This window comes from Micromonospora sp. DSM 43699, assembly GCF_055517075.1.
This window is the reverse complement of record NZ_JBTMMT010000023.1, coordinates 23,255-38,932: the sequence shown is the minus strand read 5'-3', so window position 1 is coordinate 38,932 and position 15,678 is coordinate 23,255. Positions and strand designations below refer to the sequence as shown.

The following is a 15,678-nucleotide window of genomic DNA, read 5'->3' as shown; positions in this document are numbered from 1 at the left end:
AGGCAACGAGGTAACCGTGGGACGTGGCGCACACCGTGGGCAGTTGCTGGATTTCGCCCGCCGGCCCGTGCCTACTGTCCCCATGGGGACAGGACACAAGCTCGTCGCACCATGAGCAGCCGAACGGGAGGACCAGTCGGCCTGCGTTTTGGCTGGTGGGGCGGGCGGGGTTCGAACCCGCGACCGAGGGATTATGAGTCCCCTGCTCTAACCGGCTGAGCTACCGCCCCCGATGCCGCGCCGGATCGTAACCCGCCCGGCGGACCACCGGCCACCACCGAACCGGTGCGCCCGGCGAACCGGTGGCCACGATGGGCTACGCGAGAATAACAGTCAGCAGTCACCCCGGAGGCACTCGAATCAGCCCGCCGCGCGGAGTTCCGCGAGCACCGCGCCGGCCGTCCGCCACCCGCTGGCGAGGGCCCCCTGGATGGAGGGGCTGTCCCGGTGGTCGCCGGCCACGAAGAGCCCGTCGCCGAGGGCCACCGGCTTGCGCAGCCGCCCCTGCGGCGGTGGCGCGGCGGGCAACGCGTGCGGGATCGAGACAGTGGTCAGGTGGGTCCAGTCGGCTGTCGAGCGTCCGTACAACCGGTCCAGTTCGGCCCGGATCGTCGGCTCGGGCGGGGCGTCGGGGCCGACCACGGAGGTGGCCACCAGGTGCCGGCCCGGTGGGGCGTACGACGGCGCGGCCCGGCTGACGACCACCGTGTTGGCTACGAGTTCCCGCCGGTCGCCGTCGACGAGCAGGATCGGTTCGTCGAGCGGCGCTTCGGGGGCGCTGTGGTAGTAGGTGGTGTAGCTGTGCGTACGTACCCGCGGCAGGGTGGGCAGCAGCGTGCTCGCCGCGGTCGGGTCGACCGCGACCACGACGGCGCGGCACTCGATCTCACCGGCCGGGGTGCGGACCCGGCCGGGCGCGACCTCGGTGACCGGGGTGTCGCAGGTGACCAGGTCGACGGGGAGCGGGGCGGCCACGGCCTGCGGCAGCGCGGCCATCCCCCGGGCGGGCAGCCCGATCCGACCCCGGGCGAAGGAGCGCAGGATCATCGCCAGCACATGGCTGGAGGTCTCCAGCTCCCGGTCGATGAGCACGCCGGACAGGAACGGCCGGATCAGCTCCTCGATGATGGTGTCGGAGAGCCCGGCCCGGCGCAGGGCCGCCTCGCTCGTGGTCTCCGGCGCGGTGAGCAGCCGGTGCGCCGGCAGGGTGGCGCAGCCGGTGGCGAGGGCGGCGAAGCGCAGCCGGTCGAGCAGCGAGCCGATGCCGGCGAGCGCGGTGGCCGGTGCGCCGCCGGGTTCGCGGACCGGGTGGACCAGCCGGTCGAGGCGGTCGCCCCGGCGGACCAGCACCCCGGAGGTGAACCACCCGAGGTCGAGGGTGCCCAGGTCGAGCAGGGTGCCGAGCCTCGGGTACGCGGTGTTGAGCACCTGAAAACCCCGGTCGAGCAGGTATCCGTCGACGGCGTCGGTGGCGACCCGGCCGCCGAGCCGGTCGCCGGCCTCCAGCAGCCGCCAGGGCACCCCGGCCCGGTGCAGCCGGCGGGCGACCGCCAGCCCGGCCAGGCCACCGCCGACGATCACCACGTCCGTCTCAGCGGGCACGTTCCACCTCCGCGTCGTCGCGCACCGACCGGGACAACCGGCTCGGCCACCAGACCTTCGGCCCGATGTCGTACGACAGCGCGGGCACCAGCAGCGAGCGGACCACGATGGTGTCCAGCAGTACGCCGACCGCGACCGCCACGCCCAGCTCCACGAGCACCACCAGCGGGAGTACGGCCAGTGCGGAGAAGGTGGCGGCGAGCACGATGCCGGCCGAGGTGATCACGCCGCCGGTGACGGTCAGCCCGGCCAGCACCCCGGCCCGGGTGCCCCGGCGGACCGACTCCTCGCGTACCCGGCTCATCAGGAAGATGTTGTAGTCGATGCCCAGGGCGACCAGGAAGACGAAGGCGAAGAGCGGGAAGGACGCGTCGACGCCGGGGAAGTCCAGCAGGTAGGTGAAGATCATCGCGCAGAGCCCGAGGGTGGCCAGGAACGACAGCACCACCGTCGCGATCAGCAGCACCGGCGCGACCAGCGCCCGCAACAGCAGGGCCAGGATCACCGCGATCACCACCAGGACGACCGGGATGATCACGTTGCGGTCCCGGGTCGACGCGTCGGAGGTGTCCACGTCGATCGCGGTGAACCCGCCGACCACGGCGTCGGCGGCCGGCACCCGGTGCACCGCCTCGCGTAGGTCACGGATCGTCCGCTCGGCGGCGTCGCTGTCCGGCGGGTCGGTAAGGGTCGCCTCCAGCTGCGCCCGCCCGTCGACGACCAGGGGCGGGGCGTTCGGATCCGGTGGGCCGGCCTGGTCCCGCCGGGTCACCGGGCGGACGGCGGCCACCCCGGCGACGCCCTGCGCGACCCGGGCGACCTGCTGGGCGGTCTGCTCCCGGGTGAAGATGGTCGCCGGGCTGCCGGTGCCGGCCGGGTAGTGCCGGGCGATCACCTCCTGCCCGGCGACCGAGTCGGTGCGGTTGGTGAACAGCTCGGACTGGCCCAGCGTGGTGGCGCCGAGCTGGGTGAGGCCGAGCACGAGCAGGGCCAGCACCCCGGCGGTGGTCAACCAGACCACCCGGGCCCGGCGGGCGACGAAGCGGGCGATCCGGGCCCACAGCCCGTGTTCGGCCTGCGCATCGGCAAGATCGACCCTGGGGGTACGCGGCCAGAACGCCCGCCGGCCGCCGAGCACCAGCAGGGCGGGCAGGAAGGTCAGCATCACCAGCAGGGTGGCGGCGATGCCGATGGCGGCCACCGGGCCGAGCGCCCGGTTGGAGTTCAGGCTGGACAGCAGCAGGCAGAGCAGGCTGACGATGACGGTGGCACCGGAGGCGGCGATGGCCGGGGCGGCACCACGCCAGGCGGTGCGCATGGCATCCCAGGGGCGCTCGTGCCGGTGCAACTCCTCCCGGTAGCGGGCGATCAGCAGCAGCGCGTAGTCGGTCCCGGCACCGAAGACGAGCACGGTGAGGATGCCCTGCGCCTGCCCGTTCAGCTTGATCACGTCGTTCTTCGCCAGGTAGTAGACGAAGACCGACGCCAGCGAGTACGACATCCCCGCCGCCAGCAGCGGGAAGATCCAGAGCACCGGGCTGCGGTAGACGATCAGCAGGATGACCAGCACCACCACCAGGGTGACAAGCAGCAGGGGCCCGTCGATCGCGGAGAAGACCTCGATCAGGTCGGCGAGCAGCCCGGCCGGGCCGGCGACGTCGACGGTGAGCCCGTCCCGGTCGCCCCCTGCGATCGTGCGGAGTTCGTCCACCACCTGGCCGATCTGCTCCCCTTCGGAGTCGTCGATCGGCACCACCACCTGGAGGGCCTGCCCGTCCTGGCTGGCGATCGGCGGGGGCAGCGGCCCCAGCACACCTTTGAGCTGGGCGAACCGGGCGCTGTCGGCGACGGCCCGCTGCTTGTCGGCGGCGGTGATGCCGGTGCTGCGCGCGTACACCACCAGGGCGGGGGTGGTCGGCTGCGCGACGAAGCCGGCGGCCAGGTCCTGCGCCCGGGTCGCCTCGGCGTCGGCGGGCAGAAAGGAGGCGTTGTCGTTCGTCGCGACGTCGCCCAGCTTGCCGGCGTACGGCCCGGCGACCCCGCCGACGACCAGCCAGGCCAGGACGACCGCCACGGCGATCAGCGTGGCCGCACCCCGGCCCCGTCCACCGACCATCTTCTCGGTCACCCCTCAAATCGACGCACCAATCGACGCAGCGGGAGTCTAAGTCGACATCTGCCATCCTGCCGCCCGGGTACGTCATCCGGGGCCGAAACCGACCATCCACCCCATCCCTCCCATTGCGCCATCTCCACCCCGCCACCCCTGGCCGGTCTGACTGCCCCCTGCGCCGCCGCCCGCTCTGCTGCCTGCCGCACCCTGTCCTGCCCCACCCGATCGGCGCGCCACCGCCGCCCAAGCCACCTACCTGCGCCGCCGTCCTTCCCGGCTTGGACGGGCGTCCTTCCCGGCCTGGGCAGGCGTCCTTCCCGGCCTGGGCAGGCGTCCTTCCCGGCCTGGGCAGGCGTCCCACCCTCGCCCTGATCAGCACCGCCACCTGCCACCCTTCGCCCTCGGCACCACCGGTCAGGCCCGTCGCGAACCCTGTCGATCTGATGACGCAGACGGTTCGCTGCCATGAGCAAGGCCGGATCGCGCGGAAGTGGCGAACGGACAACCGGGGGCATCGACGAGCCGCACGCCGCCATGGCGCCCAAGTTTTGTGGAGATCTGTTGTCGCTGTAGCAGCTGTTCAGCAGCAACAGATCTCCACAAAGGGCACGAGCAGCATCGACATCGGTAGAGCTCGACGGGCAGCAGAGCCATAACCGGCGGGCTACAGCGCGGGCAACGACGAGCAAAGCGGGCAGCACAGCGCGCAGGAGACAGCGGGCAGGAGACAGGCGGCGGGCACCAGACAGCGGTCAGGTGGCAGGCAAGGGCAGCAGAGCAGGCGACGGGCAGCAGAGCAGGCGACGGGCAGCAGGGCGGGCAGCAGAGCAGGCGACGGGCAGCAGGGCGGGCAGCAGAGCAGGCGACGGGCAGCAGGGCGGGCAGTGGGCGGGAGCGCGGGCAGCGGAGATGATCAAGTAAGGGCACCGGGCAACTGAGGCACCGGACATACGGAAACGCCCGCCGGCACTGCCGACGGGCGTGAAGTGGAGGCTGAGCTCCCCCGTTTGGACTCGAACCAAAAACCTGCCGGTTAACAGCCGGCTGCTCTGCCAATTGAGCTACGGGGGACTGCGTCGTCACGTCGTACCGGATCTCTCCGGCGCTCGGGGACGGCACAAGAGTACAGGACTTCGGGGGGGTTCGGTCCAGGGGGTTGCCGCATTCGACCGCGCCGCCACGAATCGGGACAGCCGACGCCAATAATGCGGACAAATCGTCATCCTGGTACAACCAGGCATGAGCGCGGAGCAGGATGGGTAGTTAGCTGTCGACCGAGGAAGACGTGGGGCGCGACGATGGTCGGTCCCGGCCGGAAACCACCGGGCGGGAGCGACGGGAGCGTCAGGTACGGAAGGAGCCGCCATGCGCGGAAAGATCATGTTTCTTGGCGGGCTGGCTGCGGGCTTCGTCCTGGGCGCCCGTGCCGGCCGGGAGAAGTACGAGGAGCTGGTCGTGCGGGGCCGCAAGGTGCTCGACCACCCGACCGTCCAGGAGGCGGCCGGGGTCGCGCAGGCCCAGGCGACCCGCCTTTACAGCGAGGGCAAGGACAAGCTCGGCCAGTCCAGGCTCGGCGAGAAGCTCAACACGGGCAACGGCAGCCGGCCGGAGCTGACCCCGGCGGACGACACCTTCGCGGGCACCCCGGCCACGGTCGGGGCCAAGTCGGGCATCAACCCGACCAGCTCGTCGGCGACCAGTTCGTCGGCGACCAGTTCGTCGGCGACCACCCCGAAGCCCAAGGCGCCGGGTACCGGCACCAACGGCAGCACGATCTGATCGTCCGTACGTCGTGGGGCCGGTCGCCAGGTGGCGACCGGCCCCACGCGTGCCTCAGTCCTTGCCGCTGCTGAACGCCGCGTCGAACGCCGCCGTCGGCGCGTCGAAGGCCAGCCGACGGACGAACTCCAGCGCCTCGGGCGCACCGACCAGCCGGTCCATCCCGGCGTCCTCCCACTCCACGGAGATGGGCCCGGTGTACCCGATGGCGTTCAACGCCCGGAAGCAGTCCTCCCACGGCACGTCGCCGTGACCGGTGGAGACGAAGTCCCAACCACGCCGCAGGTCCGCCCAGGGCAGGTGGGAGGCGAGCCGACCCCGCCGCCCGTCCCCGGTACGCACCTTCGCGTCCTTGCAGTCGACGTGGTAGATCCGGTCGGCGAAGTCGAAGATGAAGTTCACCGGGTCCAGTTCCTGCCACACGAAGTGCGACGGGTCCCAGTTGAGCCCGAACGCGGGCCGGTGGCCGATCGCCTCCAGGGTCCGCTTGGTGGTCCAGTAGTCGTACGCGATCTCACTGGGGTGCACCTCGTGGGCGAACCGCACCCCCACCTCGTCGAAGACGTCGAGGATCGGGTTCCACCGGTCGGCGAAGTCCTGGTAGCCGCGTTCGATCATCGCCGGCGGCACCGGCGGGAACATCGCCAGGGTGTGCCAGATGGACGAGCCGGTGAAGCCGACCACGGTGTCCACGCCGAGCTTCGCCGCCGCACGGGCGGTGTCCTTGATCTCCTCGGCGGCCCGCTGGCGTACCCCCTCGGCTTCGCCGTCGCCCCAGATCCGGGCGGGCAGGATGTCCTGGTGCCGCTCGTCGATCGGATGGTCGCAGACGGCCTGGCCCACCAGGTGGTTGGAGATCGTGAAGACCTTCAGGTTGTACTTGGCCAGCGTCTCCCGCTTGCGCTCGACGTACGAGTCGTCGGCGAGCGCCTTGTCGACCTCGAAGTGGTCGCCCCAGCAGGCGATCTCCAGGCCGTCGTAGCCCCATTCGGAGGCGAGCCGACAGACCTCCTCGAACGGCAGATCGGCCCACTGGCCGGTGAAGAGCGTGATCGGTCGCGCCATCGTCTGTCTCTCCCCTGTTGTGGTGGGGATTCCTGGGCGGGACCGGGGCGAGGGGACCGGGCCGGGCCGGTACGTCGGCGGCCGTGCCGGATCACCGGTGGGTGCACGCGCACCTGGGCCCAACGGGTTGCGCCTCCCGTCGGGTCACCGGCCACCGTACGGTCGCCGAACCCACTCTAGGGCCGCCGGACCGGACAGGGAAGAGGCCCGGGTCCGGCCGTCGCTCGGAACGCGGCCTCGGCGGGCGGGTGCCCGACGGCCCGGCCGGCGCCGTCGGGAACCCGTCGGGACGGCGTCCAGCCGAGCCGTCGGATCAGGCGTCCCGCCTCCGCAGCAGGATCGCCGCCGCGCCGGCCAGGACCGCCAACCAGCCCACGAACACGGCCAGCCCTGCGCCCGGGGAGAGCAGGTCCGGGTTCGATCCGATCGACATCAACGCCTGCCCGGCGTTCGACGGCAGGTAGGGCGTGACGGCGTCCGACCAACTGTCCGGCAGGAGCGAGGTGAGTCCGGGCACCACGAGCAGCAGGGCCACCACGCTGGTGATCCCACCGGCGGTGTTGCGCAGCAGGGCACCGAGCGCCACGCCGAGCACCCCCACCCCGGCCAGGTAGCCGGCCGCGCCGAGGACCGCACGCAGCACCCCGTCGTCGCCGAGGGAGATCCCGTCCGTGCCGAGGATGTGCTGCCCGCCGAGGAAGGTGAGCAGCACGGCCGGCACCAGCGCCGCCAGCGAGACACCGGCCAGCACGACCACCTTCGCACCGAGCACCGGCCAGCGCTTCGGCACGGCGGCCAGTGACGACCGGATCATGCCGGTGCCGTACTCCCCCGCCACCAGCAGCACGCCGAGCGTGCCGATGAGCAGTTGCGCCAGGTTGACCCCGCCGAGGCTGACCCCGAGCGGCTCGAGCAGGGACGTCCCCGGCGGCCCGGGCGGAGGCGGGGCGCCCGGGGTGGGCGGGTTGTTCGCCAGCACAGCGGAGAACGCCAGGCCCAGACCCACCAGGACGGCCACGGTGGCGGCCAGCATGATCAGGGACGACCGGAGCGAACGGAACTTGATCCACTCTGCGTGGACCACCCGCCACCAGGTGACCCGGGCGTCGGTGGGCACGGACGCCCGGGTGAGCGTGGCGCTGGTCATCAGTTGCTCCTTCCGGCCGCCACCGGCACGGCGACGACGGGTTCGGTGGGGTACTCGACGGCGTCCCGGGTCATCGTCATGAACGCCTCTTCCAGGGACGCCTCGACGGCAGCGAGTTCGTGCAGGGTGAGACCGGCCGTGGCGGCCAGGTCGCCGATCTGCTCCCGGCCCAGGCCGGTCACCTCCAGCAGTCCGGGCTCGCCTGCGGTCACCGTCACATCCGGGCCGACGAGCAGCTCACGCAGCACGCTGGCCTGCGGTGAGCGGACCCGCACCGCGTTGCGGGTGCCCTGCCGGGTGAACTCCTCGACCGAGATGTCGGCGATCAGCCGTCCCCGGCCGACGACGATCAGATGTTCGGCGGTCTGGGCCATCTCACTCATCAGATGCGAGCTGACGAAGACCGTCCGGCCCTCGGCGGCGAGGCCCTTCAGCAGATCGCGGATCCACCGGATGCCCTCCGGGTCGAGGCCGTTGACCGGCTCGTCCAGCATCACCACCTTCGGGTCGCCGAGCAGCGCAGCGGCGATGCCGAGCCGCTGGCCCATGCCGAGCGAGAAGCCGCCGGCCCGCTTGCCGGCCACCTCGTGCAGGCCCACCAGGTCGATCACCTCGTCGACCCGGCGTCGGCCGATGCCCGTGGTGGCCCCCATCGCGAGCAGGTGGTTGCGGGCGGACCGGCCGGTGTGCACCGCCTTCGCCTCCAGCAGCGCGCCGATCTCGCGCAGGGGGGCGGGGTGGTCGGCGTACCGCCGGCCGTTGACGGTGACCGTGCCGGTGGTCGGGGCGTCCAGGCCGAGGATCATCCGCATGGTGGTGGACTTACCGGCACCGTTGGGGCCGAGGAAGCCGGTGACGATCCCCGGCTTGACCTGGAAGGTCAGGGAGTCGACGGCGACCTTGTCGCCGTAACGCTTGCTGAGGTCGGTCACTTCGATCATGTGACCAACGATGGCTCGGGCACCCCGCTCGTGGCGTCGGCTGTCGGCAGACACCTGTGCGTACCACCATGGTGGTAGCCGGCCGCCCCGGCTACCGCAGCGGACGCACCACGGGCCGGGGGATCAGCGGGTCGGCGGGTCCGCGACCCGCACCAGACCACTCTGGTACGCGAGCACGACGAGTTGCGCACGGTCCCGCGCGCCCAGCTTCGTCATCGCCCGGTTGACGTGGGTCTTCGCGGTCAGCGGCGACACCACCAGGTGAGCGGCGATCTGCTCGTTGGACAACCCACCGGCGACCAGGGTCACCACCTCCCGCTCCCGCTCGGTGAGCACCCGCAGCCGCACCGGGTCGACCCGTGGGTCCGGCTGCGGCTGGGACAGGAACCGGGCGATCAGTCCCCGGGTCGCTCGCGGCGACAGCAGCGCCTCGCCGGCCGCCACGGTCCGGATCGCGTCCAGCAACTCGGTGGGCTCCACCCCCTTGCCGAGGAACCCGCTCGCCCCGGCGCGGAGCGCCTCGAAGACGTACTCGTCCATTTCGAAGGTGGTCAGGATCAACACCCGTACGCCGACCAGGTCGTCGTCACCGCTGATCTCCCGGGTGGCGGCGATGCCGTCCAGTCCGGGCATCCGGATGTCCATCAGCACCACGTCGGGCCGGGTCTGCCTGGTCAGGTCGACGGCCTCCCGCCCGGAGGCCGCCTCGCCGACCACGCTCAGGTCCGCAGCGGATTCGACCAGTACCCGGAATCCGGCCCGCAGCAGCGTCTGGTCGTCGGCCAGGAGGACCCTGATCGTCACTCGGCCAGCTCCTCGGGGGCGGGCAGTTCGGCACGGACCTGCCAGCCACCGTCCGGAAGAGGGCCGGCGGAGAAGGTGCCACCGACGGTCTCGGCCCGTTCCCGCATCCCGATCAGCCCGAGCCCGGTGCCCGCTCCGCGGGACCGTCCGGTCGCCCCGGTCACCGGCTCACCACCCGTCGGCCCACCCTCCGGCCGGGGGGTTCCGTCGTCGCGTACCTCGACGGTGACCCCGGCCGGTCCGTAGCCCAGGCGGACGGCGACGGCCGCCCGGGGGGCGTGCCGGTAGGCGTTGGTCAACGACTCCTGCACGATCCGGTACGCCGCGACGTCCACGGCGGTGGGCAGCGGCCGGGGTTGCCCGGCGACCGTCCAACGCACCGGCTGACCGGTGCTGAAGCCCTCGACCAGCGCGTCGAGGCGGTTCAGGCTGGGGGCCGGCTCGGTGGGGCTGTCGTTCTCCCCGGCACCGCGCAGCACCCCGAGCAGGGTCGCCAACTCGTCGAGGACGGTCCGGCTGGCGGCGCGGACGTGCCCGAGCGCCTCCTGGGCCGCTTCGGGCTGCCCGGACAGCAGGTGCCCGGCGACCCCGGCCTGCACGTTGATCAGGGCGATGTGGTGGGCGACCACGTCGTGCAGCTCCCGGGCGATGCGCAGCCGTTCCTCCGCCACCCGGCGCAGCGCCTCCTCCTCGCGGGTCTGCTCCGCACGACGGGCCCGTTCCTCCAGCACCGCCACGTACGCCCGACGGCTGCGCACCGCGTCGCCGCCGGCCACCGCGAAGCCGAACCAGAGCAGCAGCACCACGATCTCCGGCCGGACCCAGGAGACACCCAGGACGAACACCGCGGTCGCGCCGATGGCGAGTGCGGCACCGGTCCCGGTCACCCAGGCGGTCCACCGATCCGTCCGGGAGGCCACGGTGTACGCGGCGATGGCCACGATGATCATGAAGGGGCCGCGGACGAAGCCGAGCAGCAGGGCGGCCACCACCAGCACCGTGACCGTGCCCAGCACCGCCAGGGGACGACGGCGACGCAACGCCAGGGCACCGCAGCCGGCCAGGGCGAAGAGCACCGTGCCGACGGCGAGCGGGGCGCGGGACGCGCCGCCCGGCGGGTTCACCGGCAGCAGGCTGACCACGAACAACAGCGCCGCCAGCAGCACGTCGGCGACCGCCGGGTGTCCCCGTACGGCCCGCCGCCACCGCACGATGCCTTCCATCCCGCCAACGTACGGCAGCCCCCACCCCCCAACCGCCCAACCCCCACCCTGCCCCCGGTGATCAAGAGGTTTGCGTCATGTCGGGCCGACCGTCGTGACGCAAACCTCTTGATCACCGATGCGAACCACGGGCGGGAGCCCGGGTGGGGTTGGGGTTGGGGTGGGTTACTGAGGGAGGGTCCATTTCTGGTTGGCGGCGGAGGAGTTGCAGGTCCAGAGGAGGACCACGGTGCTGTCGGCGGAGCTGTTGCCGGACACGTCCAGGCACTTGCCGGAGGCGGGGTTGCGCAGGGTGCCGTCGGACTGGGCCGACCAGACCTGCGGGGTGCCGCCGGTGCAGGTCCAGAGCTGGATCTTGGTGCCGTTGGCGGTGCCGCCACCGGAGACGTCGAGGCACTTGCCGAGCGCCTTGATCGGGCCGTTCGGGGTCACCGTCCAGGTCTGCCGGGCGCTGCCGTTGCAGGTGAAGATCTGGATCTGGGTGCCGTCGGCGGTGGCGCCGTTGCGGACGTCCAGGCACTTGCCGCCCAGCCCCTTGATCGGGCCGGTGCCGTTGGTCGGCGTGGTGCCGCCCAACTCCTTGATCCGGATGTTGCGGAACGAGGCGTCGTCACCGGTGCCGTGGTTCTGGATGCCGATGTGGCCGGCGAGCGAGCGGACCGGGTTGGTGTTGGTGAAATCGTTGATCTTCGACCCGTTGAGGAAGACCTGGAGCCGTTCCCCCTCGACCAGCAGCTCGTAGGTGTTCCACTCCCCCGGCGGGTTCAGCGCCGCGTCCCGGGCCGCCTGGTCGGCGGCCTGGAACGAGTAGACCGAGCCGGTGGTCCGGTCGACGGTGTCGGTGGCGTCGATCTGCACCTCGTAGCCGTTGTCCATCGCCGAGTTCGGGTCGCTCGACGGCGGGAAGCCGATGAGGACCCCGGAGTTGTCGTCCCCGTCCACCTTCCAGTCCAGCTTCAGCGAGTAGTTGGTGAACTGCTTCGCGCTGTACCAGAGCATGCCCAGCCCGCCGACCGAGCTGAGGGTGGCGTTGGAGTTGGTGAAGCTCCCCGGCCCGGCCTGCGACCAGCCGTTGGTCGAGCCGTTGTAGAGGGCGGTGTAGCCGGTCTCCGGCCGGCAGTCGGCCTTCGTCCGGCCGGCCGCGTACCGGATGCCGCCGAGCAGGTGGGCCCGGAAGGCCGGTTCGGAGTACGCCGACTGGTTGTGCCCGGCGCCGGTGTAGAAGGACCGGCCACCGCTGTACGTCTTGCACCAGACGTGCGGGTGGTCGGCCCCCATCCCACCGCCCGAGTACGACGACTCGTCGAGGTTGGCCAGCACGTGCGCGGTGGAGCGGGCGTTGGTGCGGAAGTTGTACCACTCGTCGGTGCGCTGCCAGGTCGGGCCGAGGTGGGCGGTGGCCGCGTGCGCCCGGTCCTCCACCCGTACGGTGGCCTGTTGGATCGCCGGGTGGGAGGCGAACCACGCGCCGACCAGGTTGCCGTAGAACGGCCAGTCGTACTCGGTGTCGGCGGCGGAGTGCACACCGACGTACCCGCCACCGGCGCCGATGTACGACTCGAAGGCGGTCTGCTGGCTGGCGTTGAGCACGTCACCCGTGGTGTTGAGGAAGATCACCGCCTCGAACCGGGAGAGGTTGGCGGTGGTGAACTGGTTGCCGTCCTCGGTGGCGGTGACGGTGAAGTTGTTCGCCGCGCCCAGGTCACGGATGGCCTGCGTGCCGACCGCGATGGAGTCGTGCCGGAACCCCGCGGTCTTGGAGAAGACCAGCACGTCGTAGGCGGCGTCGGCGGCCGACGCCGGGGTGGCCGGGGTGGTGCAGGCGATAGCGGCGAGGACGGCTGCGGCCGCGCCGAGGATGGGTCGGAAGAGTCTCATGTAGTGCTCCAGTACGCCGGGGGCGCGGGACCGGACGGGCCGGTCCCGCGCCCGTCAGGTCAGGGCAGGGTCCACTTCTGGTTCGCGGCGCCGCTACAGGTCCACAGCAGGACCACGGTGCTGTCGGCGGAGCTGTTGCCGGAGACGTCGAGGCACTTGCCGGAGGCGGGGTTGCGCAGGGTGCCGTCGGCCTGCGCCGACCAGACCTGCGGGGTGCCACCGGTACAGGTCCAGAGCTGGATCTTCGTACCGTCGGCGGTGCCGCCGCCGTTGACGTCCAGGCACTTGCCGAGCGCCTTGATCGGGCCGTTCGGAGTCACCGTCCAGGTCTGCCCGGCCCCACCGTTGCAGGTGAGGATCTGGACCTGGGTGCCGTCGGCGGTGGCCGCGTTGCGCACGTCCAGACACTTGCCGGCCAGGCCCTTGATCGGCCCGGTGCCGTTGCCCGGCGTGACGGTGCCGGTGTTCAGGGTGAACGCGTCCAGGTCGTAGAGCAACCCGGTGCCACCGGCGAAGGTCACGTAGAGCGTGGTGGTGCCGGTGGGTGCGCCGGAGACCGTGCCGGTGACCGTGGTGAAGACGTCCCAACCGCCGGTGACCGGCACGTTGGCCTGCCCGAGGACGGTGCCGGTGGCCGAGCCGGCGCGGAGCTGGATGGTGCCGCCGGCGCCGGCCGAGGAGACCCGGGCGGTGAACGAGGTGACGTTGCCCACCCGGTACGGCGTGAACCCGATCCAGTCCCCGTTCTCGATGTTCCCGACGGTCTTCCCACCCTCGGCGGGGGTCTTGTCGAAGGTGGCGATGCCGGACGAGGTCTTGTAGTGCTCGGCCTGCCGGTGCCGGGGCTGGAGGGTGTGCTGGGTGTGCGTGGTGAGCCCACCGGCGTCGGTGTACTCGGCGTCGAAGATGGCGAAGATGTTCGCCGCGTCGTCGTGCTCGCCGTCGACCGGGATGGTGATCGAGCCGGAGCAGCCGTTGACCGAGGTGATCTGGTGACCGTGCTGGTCGTGGCCGAGCACGTAGGTCATCTTGACCTTGGTGCAGTCGACAGTGCCGTCCTCGGGGTCGGTGACGGTGATGTTGAACGGCACGGTGTCACCGAAGGAGAACAGCGAGCCGTCGCCGGGGCTGTTGATCGTGACAGTCGGGGCGGTGTTGCCGACGCTGACCGTCACGCTGTTCGTGCCGGTCGCCCCCTGCGGGTCCCGTACGGTGAGCGTCGCGGTGTACGAGCCGTCCGCGGTGTACGTCTTGGTCGGGTTGGCCGCCGTGGAGGTGGTGCCGTCGCCGAACGCCCACGAGTAGGTAAGCGCCCCACCCTCGGGGTCGGCGGATCCGGCCGAGGAGAAGTTCACGGTCAGCGGCGCGGGACCGGAGGTCCGGTCGGCGCTCGCCCGGGCGGCCGGCGCCCGGTTGCCGACCCCGACGTAGTCGAAGCGGTACAGGGCGGAGTTGGCGTCACCGTTGTAGTAGCCGGTGCCGTAGTCCAGCACGTAGTACGCCCCGTCGGGGCCGAACGCGGAGTCCATCACCTGCTTGCCCACCCAGGGGAAGCTGTCGATGGTGCCGGGCGACCCGTCGGCGTTGAGGTGGATCGGCTTGATCCAGCCCCGGCCGAACTCGGTGGCGAAGAACTGCCCGTCGAAGGTCTGCGGGAACTTCGTCGCCGAGGGGTTGTTCGGGTCGTACCGGTAGACCGGGCCGGCCGCCGGGGACTCGGAGCCGCCGCCGAAGGCGGGCGGGCTGCCGGAGTCGCCGCCGTACTTGATCCAGGAGGGCTTGGCCGGCGGGAGGGTGCCCAGGCCGGTGTTGCGGAACGAGTTGTTTGTCGGCCCGCCGGTGCAGTTGTACTTGGGGCCGGTGGAGTTGGTGGCGAAGTTCCACTCGTTGTACGTCTCGGACGTGGTGTTGGTGCCGGTGCAGTACGGCCAGCCGTAGTTGCCCGGGCCGGTGACCCGGTTGAACTCGACCTGGCCGGAGGGCCCCCGGTTGGCGTTGGTGCTGCCGGCGTCCGGGCCGTAGTCGCCGACGTAGACGATGCCGGTGGGCTTGTCGACGCTGATCCGGAACGGGTTGCGGAAGCCCATCGCGTAGATCTCGGGGCGGGTCTTCGCGGTGCCGGGGGGGAACAGGTTCCCACTCGGGATGGAGTACGACCCGTCGGCGTTCACCTTGATCCGCAGGAGCTTGCCACGCAGGTCGTTGGTGTTGCCGGCACCGCGCTGGGAGTCGTACGCCGGGTTGCGGTTGGTCCGTTCGTCGAGGGGCGAGTAGCCGGCGGAGTCGAAGGGGTTGGAGTCGTCGCCGGTGGACAGGTAGAGGTTCCCGGCGGCGTCGAAGTCCATGTCGCTGCCGACGTGGCAGCAGATACCCCGGTCCGTCCCGACGTCCAGCACGTCGACCTTGCTGGCCTGGTTGAGGGTGAAGTCGGCGTTCAGGGTGAAGCGGGACAGCCGGTTCACGCCCTGCCAGGCGGACCAGTTGGTGCCGGTGGCGGGCGCGTCGCCGCCGGGGGTGGACAGCGGCGGCGCGTAGTAGAGGTAGATGTACCGGTTGGTGGCGAAGTTCGGGTCGACCCCGAGGCTCTGCAACCCCTCCTCGTCGTGGGTGTAGACGGGGATGGTGCCGACCACACGGGTGACGCCGGCGGAGTCGGTGCGACGTACGGTGCCGTTGCGGGCGGTGTGCAGCACGGAGCGGTCCGGCAGCACGGCGAGCGACATCGGCTCGCCCATCTCGCCGACGCCGCGGGCCAACTCGACCTGCTGGAAGTCGCTGGCGTTGATGGTGTGCGCGGCGGCCGGGGCGGGACCGCCGAGGGCGGTCGGGCCGGTGGTGGCGGTGACCGTGCCGGCCGTCGCGGCCAGGAGCAGCACCGCGGCGGAGGAGAGCCACCGTCGGCGACGATGGATATTTTGGTCCTTTGTGGACATTGCTGGGCTGTCCTCTCCTGACGGATCACGGCCAGGGCGGAGCCCGCGCCGCCGCGCCGGATGCCGGGGGTGGTGGTGGGTGGTGGTGGACACACGGCAGGGTCGACCGGGTGCCAGTCGGTCGAATGCCAGTCGGCCGAGTGCCGGTCGGCCGGGTCTCCCCTCGGTCGGGGGCGCGGAGCCGCCGCCGTAG

The 15,678-nt window shown here is 71.6% G+C and carries 10 protein-coding genes and 2 tRNA genes; 1 reads left to right on the top strand and 11 read right to left on the bottom strand.

Going from position 1 to position 15,678, the window contains the following annotated elements:
- Positions 1 to 153 precede the first annotated feature (153 nt).
- The 4 genes from AC0AIB_RS14150 to AC0AIB_RS14135 form a co-directional block, all read right to left on the bottom strand.
- Positions 154 to 230, bottom strand: a tRNA-Ile gene (locus AC0AIB_RS14150).
- A 130-nt stretch (positions 231 to 360) separates the two neighbouring features.
- On the bottom strand, positions 361 to 1,602 hold the full coding sequence (locus tag AC0AIB_RS14145) for an NAD(P)/FAD-dependent oxidoreductase (protein WP_328343951.1): 1,242 nt from the start codon (positions 1,600 to 1,602) through the stop codon (positions 361 to 363).
- Positions 1,592 to 3,718: an MMPL family transporter gene (locus AC0AIB_RS14140; protein ID WP_465096818.1), complete on the bottom strand. Its 2,127-nt coding sequence runs from the start codon at positions 3,716 to 3,718 to the stop codon at positions 1,592 to 1,594. Before AC0AIB_RS14140 ends, AC0AIB_RS14145 begins: the two co-directional genes overlap by 11 nt.
- A 995-nt stretch (positions 3,719 to 4,713) precedes the next feature.
- Positions 4,714 to 4,786 (bottom strand) — tRNA-Asn (locus AC0AIB_RS14135).
- A 294-nt stretch (positions 4,787 to 5,080) separates the two neighbouring features.
- Between AC0AIB_RS14135 and AC0AIB_RS14130 the strand changes: the two genes are divergently transcribed.
- Positions 5,081 to 5,494: a hypothetical protein gene (locus AC0AIB_RS14130; protein WP_465096804.1), complete on the top strand. Its 414-nt coding sequence runs from the start codon at positions 5,081 to 5,083 to the stop codon at positions 5,492 to 5,494.
- Between the two features lie 54 nt (positions 5,495 to 5,548).
- Here the strand turns inward: AC0AIB_RS14130 and AC0AIB_RS14125 are convergent, their stop codons facing one another.
- From AC0AIB_RS14125 to AC0AIB_RS14095, 7 genes are all read right to left on the bottom strand, one after another.
- Positions 5,549 to 6,559, bottom strand: coding sequence for a sugar phosphate isomerase/epimerase family protein (locus AC0AIB_RS14125; RefSeq protein ID WP_091238403.1), 1,011 nt, complete (start codon positions 6,557 to 6,559; stop codon positions 5,549 to 5,551).
- Between the two features lie 313 nt (positions 6,560 to 6,872).
- Positions 6,873 to 7,706: an ABC transporter permease gene (locus tag AC0AIB_RS14120; RefSeq protein ID WP_465096803.1), complete on the bottom strand. Its 834-nt coding sequence runs from the start codon at positions 7,704 to 7,706 to the stop codon at positions 6,873 to 6,875.
- Entirely contained in the window at positions 7,706 to 8,647 is a 942-nt protein-coding gene (locus tag AC0AIB_RS14115) for an ABC transporter ATP-binding protein (RefSeq protein ID WP_328343943.1), read from the bottom strand. The genes AC0AIB_RS14120 and AC0AIB_RS14115 overlap by 1 nt, the downstream gene beginning before the upstream one ends.
- Before the next feature lie 123 nt (positions 8,648 to 8,770).
- Positions 8,771 to 9,451 carry a response regulator transcription factor gene (locus AC0AIB_RS14110; protein WP_328343941.1) on the bottom strand — a complete coding sequence of 227 codons (681 nt, stop codon included), beginning with the start codon at positions 9,449 to 9,451 and terminating at the stop codon, positions 8,771 to 8,773.
- A complete protein-coding gene (locus tag AC0AIB_RS14105) occupies positions 9,448 to 10,674 on the bottom strand; it encodes a sensor histidine kinase (RefSeq protein ID WP_328343939.1) in 1,227 nt (408 codons plus the stop codon). Before AC0AIB_RS14105 ends, AC0AIB_RS14110 begins: the two co-directional genes overlap by 4 nt.
- 165 nt (positions 10,675 to 10,839) lie before the next feature.
- Complete coding sequence (locus tag AC0AIB_RS14100; protein ID WP_465096802.1) at positions 10,840 to 12,552, bottom strand: ThuA domain-containing protein; 1,713 nt, start codon at positions 12,550 to 12,552, stop codon at positions 10,840 to 10,842.
- 59 nt (positions 12,553 to 12,611) lie between these two features.
- Positions 12,612 to 15,485, bottom strand: coding sequence for a carbohydrate-binding protein (locus AC0AIB_RS14095; RefSeq protein ID WP_328343935.1), 2,874 nt, complete (start codon positions 15,483 to 15,485; stop codon positions 12,612 to 12,614).
- Positions 15,486 to 15,678 lie beyond the last annotated feature (193 nt).